13 protein-coding genes are annotated in these 14395 nt (G+C 74.7%); 4 read left to right on the top strand and 9 right to left on the bottom strand.

The genetic code is table 11. From position 1 onward, the window contains the following. Positions 1–99: 99 nt before the first annotated feature. Genes ACFOWE_RS09140 through ACFOWE_RS09130 form a run of 3 tightly spaced genes read left to right on the top strand, consistent with a single transcriptional unit; the run spans position 100 to position 2905 of the window. Positions 100–1062 carry a sulfotransferase gene (locus ACFOWE_RS09140; RefSeq protein ID WP_377286756.1) on the top strand — a complete coding sequence of 321 codons (963 nt, stop codon included), beginning with the start codon at positions 100–102 and terminating at the stop codon, positions 1060–1062. After that, on the top strand, positions 1059–1997 hold the full coding sequence (locus ACFOWE_RS09135; protein ID WP_377286755.1) for a glycosyltransferase family 2 protein: 939 nt from the start codon (positions 1059–1061) through the stop codon (positions 1995–1997). The genes ACFOWE_RS09140 and ACFOWE_RS09135 overlap by 4 nt, the downstream gene beginning before the upstream one ends. Before the next feature lie 50 nt (positions 1998–2047). After that, positions 2048–2905 carry a WecB/TagA/CpsF family glycosyltransferase gene (locus tag ACFOWE_RS09130; RefSeq protein ID WP_377286754.1) on the top strand — a complete coding sequence of 286 codons (858 nt, stop codon included), beginning with the start codon at positions 2048–2050 and terminating at the stop codon, positions 2903–2905. 162 nt (positions 2906–3067) lie between these two features. On the opposite strand, the gene ACFOWE_RS09125 is transcribed toward ACFOWE_RS09130, so the two are convergent. The 6 genes from ACFOWE_RS09125 to ACFOWE_RS09100 are packed head-to-tail and all read right to left on the bottom strand — an operon-like array spanning position 3068 to position 10018. After that, entirely contained in the window at positions 3068–3970 is a 903-nt protein-coding gene (locus ACFOWE_RS09125) for a sulfotransferase (protein WP_377286753.1), read from the bottom strand. Beyond that, on the bottom strand, positions 3967–5562 hold the full coding sequence (locus ACFOWE_RS09120) for a lipopolysaccharide biosynthesis protein (RefSeq protein ID WP_377286752.1): 1596 nt from the start codon (positions 5560–5562) through the stop codon (positions 3967–3969). The genes ACFOWE_RS09125 and ACFOWE_RS09120 overlap by 4 nt, the downstream gene beginning before the upstream one ends. After that, positions 5550–6452 (bottom strand): sulfotransferase family protein, encoded by a 903-nt coding sequence (locus ACFOWE_RS09115; protein ID WP_377286751.1) that lies wholly within the window; start codon positions 6450–6452, stop codon positions 5550–5552. Before ACFOWE_RS09115 ends, ACFOWE_RS09120 begins: the two co-directional genes overlap by 13 nt. Further along, positions 6449–7393 (bottom strand): hypothetical protein, encoded by a 945-nt coding sequence (locus ACFOWE_RS09110; RefSeq protein WP_377286750.1) that lies wholly within the window; start codon positions 7391–7393, stop codon positions 6449–6451. The genes ACFOWE_RS09115 and ACFOWE_RS09110 overlap by 4 nt, the downstream gene beginning before the upstream one ends. 13 nt (positions 7394–7406) lie before the next feature. Next, the gene (locus ACFOWE_RS09105) at positions 7407–8750 is read right to left on the bottom strand and encodes an O-antigen ligase family protein (protein WP_377286749.1); all 1344 of its coding nucleotides are present in this window, start codon (positions 8748–8750) and stop codon (positions 7407–7409) included. Next, positions 8747–10018, bottom strand: a complete 1272-nt coding sequence (locus ACFOWE_RS09100; protein ID WP_377286748.1) for a YveK family protein — start codon at positions 10016–10018, stop codon at positions 8747–8749. Before ACFOWE_RS09100 ends, ACFOWE_RS09105 begins: the two co-directional genes overlap by 4 nt. 327 nt (positions 10019–10345) lie before the next feature. Here ACFOWE_RS09100 and ACFOWE_RS09095 point away from each other — a divergent pair, with 327 nt between their 5' ends. After that, positions 10346–11422 carry a glycoside hydrolase family 26 protein gene (locus tag ACFOWE_RS09095; protein WP_377286747.1) on the top strand — a complete coding sequence of 359 codons (1077 nt, stop codon included), beginning with the start codon at positions 10346–10348 and terminating at the stop codon, positions 11420–11422. Here ACFOWE_RS09095 and ACFOWE_RS09090 read toward each other — a convergent pair. The 3 genes from ACFOWE_RS09090 to ACFOWE_RS09080 form a co-directional block, all read right to left on the bottom strand. Next, on the bottom strand, positions 11306–12259 hold the full coding sequence (locus tag ACFOWE_RS09090) for a sulfite exporter TauE/SafE family protein (protein WP_377286746.1): 954 nt from the start codon (positions 12257–12259) through the stop codon (positions 11306–11308). The two genes, ACFOWE_RS09095 and ACFOWE_RS09090, sit on opposite strands and share 117 nt — an antisense overlap. A 60-nt stretch (positions 12260–12319) precedes the next feature. Further along, complete coding sequence (gene cysC / locus ACFOWE_RS09085; RefSeq protein ID WP_377286745.1) at positions 12320–13570, bottom strand: adenylyl-sulfate kinase; 1251 nt, start codon at positions 13568–13570, stop codon at positions 12320–12322. 78 nt (positions 13571–13648) lie between these two features. After that, positions 13649–14365: a class I SAM-dependent methyltransferase gene (locus ACFOWE_RS09080; RefSeq protein ID WP_377286744.1), complete on the bottom strand. Its 717-nt coding sequence runs from the start codon at positions 14363–14365 to the stop codon at positions 13649–13651. Between the last annotated feature and the right edge of the window lie 30 nt (positions 14366–14395).

The following is a 14395-nucleotide window of genomic DNA, read 5'->3' as shown; positions in this document are numbered from 1 at the left end:
CTTCCGTAGGTAGATTGTTTGACCTTTCACTGACTGCGAAGTTACTCTCCGCGATATTGTCGGCACGTTCCGTATCCATAACGGTGAGGATTCGTGCCTGTGTCTGATCGTCCGTCGCCCACCCGGGTGGTGTTCCTGGGTGGGCTGGGCCGCAGCGGGACCACGCTGCTGGAGCGCCTGCTCGGTGAGCTTCCCGGCTGCGCCGCGCTCGGCGAGGTGGTCCACCTCTGGACGAGGGGCGTGCTGGCGGACGAGGCATGCGGTTGCGGCGAGCCGTTCCACTCCTGCCCGTTCTGGGGGAAGGTCGGCGAGCGCGCGTTCGGCGGCTGGTCCGCGGAGCGGGCGGAGCGGGTGCTGGCGCTGCGGGCGCGGGTGGATCGCACCCGGCGGATCCCCGCACTGACGAGGCTGCTGGCCGAGGAGCGGGCGGGCGCCGGGGCGTGGCGCTCACCGGCGGTGACGGAGGAGCTGGGCGAGTACGTCACGGCGTACCGGCGGCTCTACGAGGCGGCGGCGGAGGTCGCCGACAGCCCGGTCGTCGTCGACTCCAGCAAACACGCCTCCCTGGCCTTCTGCCTGGCCGCGGCCGGTGTCGACGTGCACGTCGTGCATGTCGTGCGCGATCCTCGCGCGGTCGCGCACTCCTGGCGGCGCAGGGTGACCCGCCCCGAGAACGGCACCGCCATGACCAACTGGTCGCCGGCCCGGACCTCGCTGCACTGGCTGGCGCAGAACCTCGGCCTGGAGCTCCTGGCCCGCGAGGGCGTGCCCGTCACCCGGGTCCGCTACGAGGACCTGCTGGCCGCGCCCGCCCGGACGCTGCGCCGGCTGGCCGCCGTGCTCGGCGTCCAGCCGAGTCTGGACTTCCTGGGCGACGGCGAGGTCAGCCTCTCGGTGGCGCACACCGCCTCGGGCAACCCCATGCGTTTCACGGTCGGCCGTATCGGCCTGTCCCGGGACGACGGCTGGCGCGCCGGCGCCGCGTCCCGGCAGTGGAGCCTGGTCACCGCACTGACCTGGCCCCTCATGATCAGATACGACTATCCCTGGAGGCTCTCGTGAGTCCATCGGTGGGCGTGGTCATCCCCACGCGAGGACACCGGCCCGGCCAGCTGCGCGCGGCCACGTGCGCCGCCCTCGCGCAGGACTACCCGGGCTCCGTCGAGATCGTCATCGTCGCGGACGGGGCCGATCCGTCGCAGGTGGCGGGCCAGGTGGCCGACCTCCCCGCCGGGCGGGCCACGGAGGTCCGCGGGCAGGAGCCCCCGCGCGGGGTCCGGGTGCTGCCCAACCGGCTCACCCCCGGCCTGCCGGGTGCGCGCAACACCGGGATCGCCGCCCTCGGCACGGACCTGGTGGCGTTCTGCGACGACGACGACCAGTGGCTGCCGGGCAAGGTCGCCGCGCAGGTCGCGGCGCTGGAGGCGGAGCCTGGGGCGGAGTTCTCCAGCTGCTCCATCGAGGTGGAGTACGGCTCCCGCCGCGTCCCGCGCCTGGCCGGGACCCACCGGGTGACGCGCCAGCAGCTCGTCCGCTCACGCATGGTGATGGTGCACTCCTCGACGTTCCTGTTCCGGCGCGGCACGCTCTGGGTGGACGAGAGCGCGCCCGCCGGTCAGAACGAGGACTGGGACCTGGCGCTGCGCGCGGCCGCCCGCCGCGCGATCGTGCACGTCGACCGTCCCTACGTGCGGGTGAGGTGGGGCGGGTCGGCGTACGCGACCCGCTGGGCCGACCGCATAGCCGGGCTGGAGTGGATGCTCGCCCGGCACCCTGATCTGGCCGTGGACCCGCGCGGCGCGGCGCGGATCTACGGCCAGCTCGCCTTCCACCACGCGGCCCTGGGCCGCCGGCGGGAGGCGGGACGCTGGGCCTGGCGGGCCTTCACCGCCAGGCACGGCGAACCCCGTGCGCCGATCGCGCTCGCCGTGGCGACGGGGCTGGTGTCCGCGCAGGCCGTGCTGAGCCGCCTGCACCACCGTGGACACGGCATCTGATGCGGGCCTCGGCAGGGCGGACCCCGGTGGTCGCCGACGGATGTCTCGCGATGGCGGCGGGGCCCATGGGATCGGCGGGCCCGGCCGGGCCCGCGCGGCCGGGCCCGAGGCAGCGCCCCCGGCCGGACAAGGCCACCCGCAGGAGGCTGCGCCGCCGGGTGCGGGTGGCGGGCGTCGCGCTCGACCGGATGACCGAGAGCGAGGTGGTCGACCACGTGGTGGCCGCGTTGAAGCGGGGCGAGGGCGGTCACATCGTCACCCCGAACGTGGACATCAGCCGGGCCGTCGCCCGTGACGACACGCTGCGCCGGCTGGTGGAGAGCGCCGACCTCGTGGTGGCCGACGGCATGCCGCTGGTGTGGGCGGCGCGGCTGCTCGGCACCCCGGTCCCCGGCAGGATCACCGGCGCGGACCTGATCTGGTCCCTGTCGGAGGCGGCGGCCTTCTACCGCTACCCGATCTACCTGCTGGGCGGGCCGCCGGGCGCGGCGGAGCAGGCGGCGGTCCGGCTGGTGGACCGCTACCCGGGACTGACCGTCGCCGGGGTGGACGCGCCGCCGTACGGGTTCGAGGACAGCGCCGACGAGTACGGCCGGGTCCGGGAGGCGGTCATGGCCGCCGGCCCGCGACTGGTCTTCGTCGGGCTGGGCTTTCCCAAGCAGGACCGGCTCATCGCGGAGCTCCGGGAGGACATGCCGGGCACCTGGTTCGTCGGCTGCGGCTCGGCGATCTCCTTCGCGGCGGGCGCGGTGCGCCGGGCCCCGGAGTGGATGCAGCGCTCCGGCCTGGAGTGGCTGTTCCGGCTGCTGTGCGAGCCGGGGCGGCTGGCCCGCCGCTATCTGGCCGACGACCTGCCCTTCGCACTCAGGATGCTCAGCCTCTCTCTGCTCAAGAGGCTGTTCTCCTGACCGGGGCGTGTCCGGCCCCTCCTCCCGCCCGCCGGGGGGCCGGACACGCCTCCACCTCCTCGTATGTCCCGCGCGGGCGGGCCCCGGGCAGGCGTGGCCGGGAGCGGCCGCCTCTCCGGAGCGGCCGCCGGAGGGAACGGGCGTGACCGGCGGAAGGCGCGGTCAGGAGTAGGCGAGCTCCATGACCCTGCGGGTCTCCTCCGCGCTGAGGCGTCCCCTCGCCTCCGCCACGGCCCGGCGGGAGTCCATCGGCCGGTAGGCCGTACGGGACAGGCCGTGCCAGGAGAAACCCGCGCCGGATGAGCCGGAGGCCGTGCAGGCCCGGCGGACGCGCCGCTCGGCCCGCGCCGACCAGGTCAGGTCCGCCCAGTCGTACAGGCGCCGGAAGCCCGCCACCGGGTCCGCGGCCAGTTCCTCGTAGCGGACCAGCAGGATCCGCGGGTGGCGGTCCGCGAGGTCGGCGGCGACGGCCGCGGCGGTCCGCCAGAGCGCGACGTTCACGGCGAGCGGGTCCCGCGAGCCCTGCAGCGGGCGCAGCTCCGCCACCCGGGGGTGGTCGCGGACCAGCAGGGGCTGGTCCAGCAGTTCGCCGACGTCCACGGTCCAGCCGAGCCGCTGCCAGCTGCCGGCGAACGCCACCGGGTCGCGGACCAGGATGATCACCCGGCAGTCCAGCCGTTCGGCGAACCAGCCGGCGGACAGCAGCGCGAACGGGTCGTCGAGCAGTGCGCGGCGGCCGGTCAGCCGCCCGTAGGTGAAGGCGGTGCCGTACCTGACCATGCGGGCCAGGTCGTACGGCGCGCGGTTGCGGCGCAGCTCGGCGGTGAACCGGTAGCGGAGCGCGACGGTGTCACGGAAGGCCCGCAGCCATGTCCCGTCGTCGTCGGCGCAGATGTACTGGAAGCGGTGGGTGACGTCGGCGTCGAGCACGCCGGGGGAGCGGCCGGGCCGGGGCAGCGGGTTGAGCGGCTCGTTGACGTAGACGAGCTCGCCGCCGGCGGTGAGCATCCGGCCCGTCCAGCTCGTCCCGCTCCGGGGCAGTCCGGTCACCAGTACGGGGGTCATCCGTCACCTCCGGGTCGGGGAAGACGGGGGCGCAGCCCGCAGGCGGCGAGGGTGCCGCGGCCGAACGGGTGCAGGCCGAGGCGGTGGAGCCGCCAGAGCGGCAGCGCGTTCTTCACGAGCACTCCCGCGGCCCAGCCGAGGGCGGCGCCGAACGCGCCGTGGGCGGGGACCAGCAGCACGTCGAGCAGGACGGTCACCGCGGTGGCGCAGGCCAGGTTCACCAGGCCCGCCCGGGCGTGCCCGGCGGCGGTCAGCACCACGTCGGCCAGGCCGCAGGCGGTGGCGAGCGCCATCGTCACGGCCAGCACGAGGGCGACCGGCACGCCGGAGGCGTAGTCGCCGGTCCCGTCGCTCCCGCCGCCGAACAGGCCGAGCAGCCAGGGGGCCAGCGCGGCGTAGCCGATCCAGAGCGGCCAGGTCAGCAGGACCAGCCAGCAGGTGGTGCCCTGGTAGAGCGCGCGGGCCTCGGACAGGTCGCCCGCGGCCAGCGCGCGGACCAGCCGGGGCTGCACGGCCCGGGCCAGTCCCTGGCCGGCGAGCTGGCCCAGGACCTTGAACCGGGTCGCGGCGGTGTAGACGGCGGCCTCGGCGGGACCGGCGAGCACCGCCACGATCACGACGTCGAGCCGCTGGAACACCGCCTGGAGCGCCGCGGCCGCGGACCTGGGCCAGGTGTGGCGCCACAATTCGCCCATGGCCGGGCCGGGGCGCATGCGCCGCAGCGTCGTCCTCGGCTCGCGGACCGCCGGACCGGGCCGGGGACGGCACCGCGGCCCGGGCGGGCCGGAGGCGCGGGGCAGCCGCCGCCGGAGCCAGAGCCAGGCCACCGGCGGCACCGGCAGGAACGGCAGCGCCCAGGCCGCCGCGAGCAGGGCGGGGTCGGCGGGCAGCGGCGTCAGCAGGACCAGGGCGACCGCGAGCAACTGGCCCACGGGCCGGACGATCCCGTCCAGCAGCACGGTGGGGCGCATGGACCCGGCCCCGCGGGTGGCGGAGACCAGGATGTCGGCGCAGACGACCACGGGCAGTGCCACGGCCAGGACCCGCACCGTGCCGGCCGGTCCCACCGCCCCCGCGACGGCCTCCGCGCAGGCGCAGACGGCGACCGCGACGACGGCCGAGAGCACGGAGGTGGGCAGGAGCGCCGCCCGCAGGTGGTCCCGGGCCCGGCCGAGGCCGTCCGGTCCGGAGCGCGCCAGGACGTGGACGAGCCCGCCCCCGGCGTCCATCCGCAGGATCCCGGCGGTCATCAGGCAGAGCGCGGTCGCCGCGAAGAACGCGCCGGCCGTCTCCTGCCCGGCGTGGCGGCCGACCAGCAGGACCAGGAGGAACTGCGCGGCGGCCCCGGTCGCGGCCCCGGCCAGTCCGGCCAGTCCGTCCCCCGCGACCCCGCCGGGCCGCGGCAGCCGGGACCACGCCGCGGGCCGGGTCCCGCGGGCGGCCCGCCGGATCCCGGCGGGGTCCGGGAGGCCCGCACGGACCTGCCGGGCCGCGGGGGCAGGGGCGGGGGCGGGTGTCTCCTCCGGGGGTGCGGGCCGCGGGGGTGCGGGGGTGGGTGTCTCCTCCGGAGGCGTGCGCCTCAGGAGCGCCACGACGGCTCCGCGCCGAGCCAGGAGGCCAGCAGGGCGTCGGAGTGCTCGAAGCGGGCGCTCAGCTCACGGCGGAGCGAGGACGGCATCGGCGCGGGGCGGGGGCGGGCGTTGTGCCGCTCGAACACCGCCTCGCCCAGCTGCGGCAGGCCGAGGAAGTCCAGTACCCGGTCGTAGACGTCCCGCGGCCGGGTGAAGAACTCCCCGCTGTCCAGCACGAGGATCCGGTCCCGGCCGACCAGCGCCTCCAGCCGGGCGAGCTGCTCGGCGTAGCGTCCCCGCGCCAGGTAGGCGTGGTGGCGGTGGGAGTGGTGGACCGCGTGCGGCGAGGCGGTCAGCGCCTCCTGGGCCCCGGCCAGCCGTTCCTCCTCCAGCTCCACGGCCCGGGCGAAGTCGGGCTCGGTCTCGAAGCCCCGGGCCAGCTCGTGGGCGTGCGCGGAGAAGGCGCGCTCGACCGGGTCGCGGACCAGCACGACGAGTTTCACGCCGGGCAGGTCCGCGGCGATCCGGGAGGCGGCCAGCGGGTGGAACAGGTAGTAGGGCGAGGACTCGAAGGCCTGGGGGCGCCTGCCGTACCGGCGGGCCAGGCGCGAGGCCGTGGCCCGCAGCGGGAAGTGCGCCCGGTACCAGGGCAGGCCGCGGTCGTAGGCCACGTCGAAGTAGTGCACGCCCTTGTGCAGGACGGGTTTGAGCACGAGCGGGTGCGAGGCGAGCGTCCGGTAGAGCGAGGTCGTCCCGGAGCGTTGCGCCCCGGTGATCAGGAAGGACGGCAGGATCCGGCCGCCGGAGGTGATGCGGCCCGTGGTCCGCGACACGGCGTGCACCGAGCGCTTCAGCGTGGTCAGCGTGGTCCGGTTGGCCGGGGCGGCCGGGATGCCGGTCGGAGCGCTCACGTCAGGGCCTCCTGGGAGTCGACGACGGGGGTGAGCCAGGTGCCGGGCGGGCCGAGCGGTTCGCAGCCGTCGGCGGCGTGCCGGTCGGCCAGCGTGATCAGGTAGCGGACCGCGGTCAGCCGCGCCTGGTGGGCCGCCAGGCCGAACGGGGCCAGCAGCGGCAGCGCCTGGGCGACGCACGCGTGGGCGGCGGTCCGGGGTTTCATGCGGCGCAGGGCCCCCTGGAAGAAGTGGTGGAGGGCGTCGAAGCCGGGCGGCACCCCGGTGGCGAACCGCTCCCAGTCCCACACCAGCAGCCGTCCGTCCGGGCCGCGGGCGATGTTCCACGGGGAGAAGTCGCCGTGCCAGGCGAACCGCTCCCCGCCGGCCTGCTCCCCGCCGGCGTGTTCCCCGACGGCGCCGCCCGCGCCGAGCTCGCTGATCTCGCGGATCGCGGCGGTGCGCAGCTCCTCGCCGGGGGCGCCGCGCCGTACCGGGAGGGGGGCCAGGGCCAGGACCGCCAGGCCGCGCCAGGAGCCGTGGTGGAGCACGGTGGGAGCGGCGACGGTCTTCAGCGGCACCCCGGCGAGCATGTCGAGCGTGCGGGCCTCGTGGGCGACGAGCTCCCGGGCCCGGGGGGTGTCGCCGATCTTGACGAAGGCGACCGGCCCGGCGGCGTCGTGGGCCTCCAGGACCGGTTTGCGGTTGGCCCGCCGGGCGGGGCGGACGTGCAGGGTCACCCGGACAGGGGTGCCGAGCACCTCGCTGAGGTAGGTCTCGACGGTGTCCGGCCCGGCGGGGAGCATGACCTTCCGGCCGGGGTGCCACCAGGCGCGCGGGGCGAGCCTGCGGGGCAGCCAGGGGTGGGGCAGCAGGCTGTACGGCCGGGCCCGGCCGGAGCCGGGGAAGAGCAGATCCACGGTCTGCCGGAGATAGCGCAGCCGGATCTCGGTGTCGTTCATGCGGCCCCCCGTGTCATGTCCATGCGGCCCCCGTGCGGTGTTCACGCGGCTCCCCCGAGCCGTGTCCTGCGGTTCGCCGTGCCATGGCGTTCCTCCACAGCAGTGCGAACGAGATCAGATAGAGGCTGAGCGGTGTGACCAGCCCGTCGTAGACGAACATGTAGAGCAGGGTGAGGATCATCACCAGGACGCCGGCCATGCCGATCGGCGAGCGGTCGCTCCAGTGCCGCCGGACGGCTCCGGCGAAGAACGCGACGTAGAGCGCGGCCCCGACGAACCCCTGCGTGATCATCAGGTGCCAGAGCTGTCCGTCGCTGCCCAGCGGGGGATGGCCGCAGGTGGTGCACCAGTCGCTCTTGCCGGTGGTGATGGTCCGGTAGTTCCCCCGGGCGCTGCGGTTGTTGCCGTAGCCGATGAAGGGCGAGGTCGTGGCGGCGGTGATGGTGGACGAGACGGTGAAGGCGCGGATGTCGTTGCTGTGCGGGTTGTCCAGCCGCTGGGCGACCAGCGGCTGGAGCGGGCTCAGCAGGAAGGCCAGTGCTCCGGCGGCGACGGCCGAGCAGACGACCAGGCGGCGCCGGGCGTTCGCCCGCAGGACGAGGTAGGCGACCGCGATGCCCAGGCCGATCCAGAGGCCGCGGTTGAGCGAGTAGACGACGGGGACCGAGGCGAGCGCGAGCACCGGGACCACGGACCAGCGCCGGCGCGGCCCGCCGCAGGCCCACCAGCCGACCACGAACCAGACGAGCAGCACCGAGAAGTTGCTCCCCCAGGCGTTGGCCCACTCGAAGGGGGCCTCGGGACGCGGGGAGGCGTGGCCGAGGACCTTCTGCATCTGGGCGGCGGTGGGGTGGATGAGGTTCTGCACGAAGGAGTTGCCGCTGATCCATCCGGGCAGGAGCCGCTCCACCGGCGAGGTGAACTGCACGTGCGGGGCGAGCACGCCCAGCAGGCCGCCCGCGACGGTCGTCAGGAACAGCACGCCGAGCATGCGGACCAGGGCGAGCTGCGGGAGCTCCCGCTCGGTGAGGTTGCCCAGGTAGAGGACCATGACGGTCAGGGAGACGTAGAGGGCCAGGCGCATCAGATAGCCGATCACCCGGCCCGCGCCGAACTCGCCGTAGGTGTCGGGGGGCATCTCGCCGAGCATGAGCGCGCTGACCAGGTAGCCGGCGAGCAGCAGCAGCCAGAGTCCGAACCCGGCCGGGACCTTGACCGGCCGGCGCCGCCACAGGACGACCGCCATCGCCGGGGCGAGCACGATCACCGACAGCCCGCCGAAGCCCAGCGCCCACCAGACGGGGTAGCCGACGAGGAGCGCGGCGATGGGCCAGCTCGCCGGGGACGGGAGCCTCACGGCGGGAACACCCGCTTGCCGTTCGCCGGGATCCGGGTGAGCGGGGCGGTCTCCGGCGCGTCGTCCGCCGGGGGCTCAGGGTGCGGGGGGACCGGGGTGGTCCGGGCGCCGCCCGCGGAGGGCTCGCGGAGGGCGGGGTACGGCGTGCCGGTCGTCGGCGTCCTGCCGGCGGTGGGGACCGGCGCGCCGTCTGCGCGGCCCGCCGGAGGCCGGGCGCCGTTCCTGCTCCCCCCGCCGGAGGGTTTTCCCGGCGGGCCGCCGGCGCCGTCCCAGGCGGTGGTGAGCGCGCCGAGCACGGGGACGCCGTCACCGCGCAGCAGCCGCACGGCCCGCGCCACGTCCTGGGAGGACGTCCCGGGCAGGGGGACCAGCAGCACCGCGGCCCCCGCGCCCGCCAGGTCGGTGACCTGACGGCCGGTGAGGACGTCGACGCCGGTCAGGCGGGGCAGGTCGCGGGCGTCGCGGAGCCGGGTGTCGAGCCGGTCGCGGAGCCAGGCGAGACCGACCCCCGCGAGCAGGCCGGCCATGAAGCCGCTGCCGAGGTACAGGGGCGGGATGGGGGCGCTGGGCTCGTCGGGGGCGGTCGCCTCGCTGATCACCGAGCCGGGGGTGATCGCGATGGTCTTGTGGGCGTCGTATTTGACGGTGAGGTTGTAGATCTGGCGGCTGAGCACGCTCCGCTTCTGCAGCGCGATGGTGTGCTCGGCGCCGCCCCGCTCCATCCCGGGCAGCTCGGCCAGCACCTTGGCGAGGCTCCCGTTGAGCTGCCTGATCTTGTCCAGGAAGGTCTCCAGCTGGACGGCCAGGGCCTTCTCGGCGGCCTCGCGGCGGTGGGCGAGGTATGCCTGGGCGTACGCGCTGGCCCCGGCGGCGGCGCTGTTGGGGTCGGCCGCGCCGTAGGAGATCTGCAGGACCGAGGTGTTGGGGGGCACGGAGACGTCGACGGGGCCGGGGGTGCTCTTGAGCGCCTCCCGGGCCTTCCTGGCGACCACGGCGGACTGGGCGATCTGCGCCTCGGTGTCGAGGTTGAGCGCCTCGCGCTGCCGGCTGGTCACCTGATTGGTCTGTTCCTGGATGCCGGTCGGGGTCACCAGGACGTAGGCGGAGGCGGTGTAGGACGGCGGGGTGGCCCACAGCAGGGCGCCGCCGCCCCCGGTCCCGGCGACGAGGCAGAGCAGGAGGATCAGCCAGCGGCGGCGGAACAGCGACGCGTAGTCCGCCAGGTCTCCGCCGGCGTGGTGGACGGGGGGGTCCGGCGACAGGGTCATGCGCTTGGGGGTCCCTCTCGGGCTGGGCCTCTCGGGGGGAGGCCGACGCTGGGAACCCTCAGGACTATAGGCCGGAATGCTATTTTCCTGACCGCATACCCAAGATTTTCTTCGGGAATCAGGTGCCAATCACGCCAAGATAACGGTGGTTCATCCGATATTTCCTCGGTGCTGTCCCGGGGAGGCGGCATGGTCCGGCAAAGTCTGTGACGTCGCACGTCTGAGCGGTGGGATGGTTGACACGCGGAAGGTAAAGAAATGCGCGACCGGATCGTCTGTGAGGGACCGTTGTATCGGATAAAAGCCGATTTGAGGCGAACTTTGAGGATGCCCGTGATCGCCGGCGCCGGTACGGCTCTCGTCCTCGGACTGGGCGCGTGCGGTCAGGCCGAGGGGGTCGCCTGGGAGGCCACGAGGCAGAGCGCGATCCGCACCGGCGGGCTGCTGGGCTTCGAGACCTCCCCGCCGTCGGGCTGCGAGGCCAGCGCCAAGCTCATCCCCTCCTGCGGAGCCTGGTGGGGGGTGGCGCCGGAGGTGTTCACCGGCCGGCCGCCCGACCGGGCGCTGGCGCGGGCCGAGAGGCGCATGGGGCGCAGGGCCGGCGTCGTGCACGTCTACCACCGCGAGGACGAGCTGTTCCCCACCCCGCAGGAGCTGGCCCTGGCCCGCGACCCCGCCGGGCGCCGCCTGCTGCTGGTCAACTGGAAGCCCTCCTTCGAGCACACCTGGGCGCAGATCGCCGCCGGGGCCCTGGACCAGCGGATCGACCGGCTGGCCGCGTACATCCGCACGACCTTCCCCGAGCGCTTCTTCCTGACCGTGCACCACGAGCCGGAGAACGACGTGCGCGCGGACCCGGCCTCGGGGATGACCGCCCGCGACTACGCGGCGATGTTCCGCCACGTGGTGGAGCGGCTGCGGGAGCGGGGGGTGCGCAACGCGGTCACCGTCATGACCTACATGGGCGCCCCGAACTGGGCCTCCAAGCCCTGGTTCGAGGAGCTCTACCCGGGCGACGACGTGGTCGACTGGGTCGCGATGGACCCGTACGTCGACAAGAAGGTGCAGACCTTCGACGGGCTGATCAACAAGACCCGCAGGGAGTTCCCCGACTGGCCGGGGTTCTACCGCTGGATGCAGTGGCGCTTCCCGGGCAAGCCCATCATGGTCGCCGAGTGGGGCGTGTTCGAGCGCCCGGAGCAGCCGTGGTTCAAGTCGGCGTTCTACTCCTCGGTCCGCCAGGAGCTGCGGCGCTACCCGCAGATCAAGGCGCTGGTCTACTTCGACTCACCTGCCGCCCCGCGAGGGGACACCCGCTTCGACACCACTCCCGGCGGGCGCCGCGCCTTCCGGGAGCTCGCCCGCGACCCCTACCTGCGCGCCACCGCGGTTCCGCAGAAGTGACCAGCCGGCCGCCCCGGCGGCCGTCGCGCCGCCCAGGATCCACAGGGTGGCGGTGTTGCCCACGCCGAGGAGCTTGAGCGCCGAGGCCAGCAGCACCACGGCGAGCAGCGCCCGGATGACGCCGCCGGGGGCGCGGGAGGAGATCCGCGCGCCGACGTAGACGCCGGGGACCGAGCCGAGCAGCAGCGAGGCGGTGAGGTCGAGCTGGAAGTCGCCGAAGAGCAGGTGGCCGAGGGCGGCGGAGGCGACGAGCGGGACGGCCTGGACCAGGTCGGTGCCGACGAGCTGGTTGGCCCGCAGGGCCGGGTAGAGCGCGAGCAGCGCCACGATGATCAGGGAGCCGGAGCCCACGGAGGAGATGCCGACCACGACGCCTCCGACCATACCGACCAGTAAGGTCGGGATGGGGCGCACGTCGATCTCTTCGACGCCGGCCGAGGCGGGCCCCTCGTGCCGGGTGATCCAGGCCTTGGCGACCAGGCCCGCGACGGCCAGCAGCAGCGCGACGCCCAGGGCGTACTTGACCACCTGCTGGACCTGTTCGCCGTCGCCGAGGGCGCGGGCGACGAGCACCCCGCTGAAGGCGGCCGGCACCGAGCCGGCGCAGAGCCAGCCGACCAGCCGCAGGTTCACGGTGCCCCGGCGCAGGTGCACGACCCCGCCGACCGGCTTCATCACGGCCGAGGCGACCAGGTCGCTGGAGACCGCCGCGAGCGGCGGCACGTTGAAGAAGAGCATCATCATGGGCGTCATGAGCGCGCCGCCGCCCATGCCGGTCAGGCCGACGACGATCGCGACGAAGAAGGACCCCGCGACGAGGGGGAGGTCGATGCTCATCGGGCGTTCAGCGCTCCTCGTCCGCCGCGCGGGCGGTTCGCTTCCGGTCGGACGTCGGTCTCACCGCACCCAGCCCCCCGCCACGAGCGGGTCGAGCACGGCCGCCACGGCCTGCTCCACGGAGAGCCCGGTGGTGTCGATCACCAGGTCGGCGTCGTCGGGCTCCTCGTAGGGGGAGGAGATACCCGTGAACTCGCCGATCAGCCCCGCCCGGGCCTTGGCGTACAGGCCCTTGCGGTCGCGGCGCTCGCACTCGGCCAGCGGGGTGGCCACGTGCACGAGCAGGAAGTCGGCGCCGACGGCCTCGACCATGTCCCGGACCTCGGCGCGGGTGGCCGCGAACGGCGCGATGGGGGCGCAGATCGCCAGCCCGCCGTGCCGGGCCGCCTCGGCGGCGACGAAGCCGATCCGGCGGATGTTGAGGTCGCGGTCGGCGCGGGAGAAGCCCAGCCCCGCCGAGAGCAGGTGGCGGACCACGTCGCCGTCGAGGTAGGTCACCGTGCGGCTGCCGCGCTCCAGGAGCGCGTCCCGCAGGCCCCGGGCGACGGTGGACTTGCCCGAGCCGGACAGGCCGGTGAAGAAGACCACCAGCCCGCGCCGGTGCGGCGGGCCGGGGATCACGACGGGCTCCGGGCCGGCCAGGTGCTCGGTGGCGCCGTAGGCCTCGGCCACCCGCTCGCGCAGCTCCAGGTCGACGGCGTGGTCGGAGCGCGGGGCGAGCGGCACGACGACGACCGTCGCGTCCCCGGCGTCCCCGGCGGCTCCGGCGGCGAGCCGGTCGCGCGCCTTCAGCGCCGCCCGGACCACCGCGGGCCCGGCCTCGCCGAAGGCCAGGGGGAGGAGCAGGACGGTCGCCTCCAGCTCGGCGGCGGTCGCCTCGATCTCGGCCAGGTCGTCGAGGGGGCCGCGCATGGTGACGGCGAGGACCGGCCGGCCGGCCAGCTCCTTGCGGACGTCGGCCGGGGCGCGGCGGAGCCGGGCGAACGGCCCGTGCTCGGGCGTGCCCAGCGCCTCCACCGGCCCGGCCGCCAGGCCGCCGGAGTGCTCGGTGACCGTCAGGACGGCCAGCGGGGCGCCCTCGGGGTCGTGGAGCGTGATCCGGTCGCCGGGCGCGGCCGGGTGGTCGCCGGGAAGGGCCAGCGTGACCGGGGCAGGCCACGGCGTGCCGTCGGAGAGCGTGCCGTGCTCGGCGACCGCGTGCGCGTCGGCCGGGCCCATGAAACCCGTCAGCGGGTGGTAGGCGCCGGCCAGCAGCAGCTCCAGGTCGGCCAGCTCACGGGCGTCGGGGGTCCACTCGAAGGGCGCCGTCATCTGCTCCACATTCCCGATCGACTTAGTCGGATATGGTCACTGTAGCCACTCCGGTTCTCCCACATCAACCGGCCCGGCTCAGAGCAGACGCGTGAAATAGTCCTCCGGCTTTCGGATGATCATGGTGATCTCGTCGTGCGAGGCGGGGATCCGGCCCCGGGAGACGGCCTCGATCACCGTGCACGCGGCGCGGACCAGCGGCCGGTCCGCGGCCGGTCCGCTGGTGCCCAGGAACTCGTCGGTGACCACCAGCCCGCGGGTCAGGCAGTAGGCGTGGATGCCCGCCCGCGAGATGGCCGGGCCGTACACCTTGGGCAGCGGCTCCGGCGCGTCCTCCCCGGCGATCCTGTGCCAGAGCAGCCGCCGGAGCGGCCACGGGGTCAGCCGGGCGCACGTGCCGTAGGCCGAGTCGCGGTCGCGCACGCGCAGCAGGAGCAGCCCGTTCAGGCGGAGCCCGGCGACCAGCCGGTCCAGCACCAGCTCGGGATGCTCCAGGCGCTCCAGCAGGAACGGGGCGTAGACCACGTCGAAGGAGCGGGGCGGCACCGGCACCGCGCGCAGGTCCCCCAGCGCCCACGAGGTGAGGTCCCCCCGGCTCTCGACGCTCGCGCGCGCCGCCGGGTGGTCCTCGTCGATCCCGACGACCCGGCTCTCCATCTCCAGGTGGAGCGGGTCCGGCCAGCCGCATCCGGCGATCAGGACGTCGAGGCGGCGCCCGCGCCGCTCGGTCCACTGCTCCTGGATCCGGCGCTCGATGAGGTCGCCTCGCGTGGCGACCGATCGCATTCCTCTCATATCGCGCAGAGTAATCAACTATGCGCGATT

This window comes from Planomonospora corallina (assembly GCF_042650625.1).
GTDB classification, from domain to species: Bacteria; Actinomycetota; Actinomycetes; order Streptosporangiales; family Streptosporangiaceae; genus Planomonospora_B; species Planomonospora_B corallina.
This window is presented reverse-complemented; position numbering and strand designations above follow the sequence as displayed.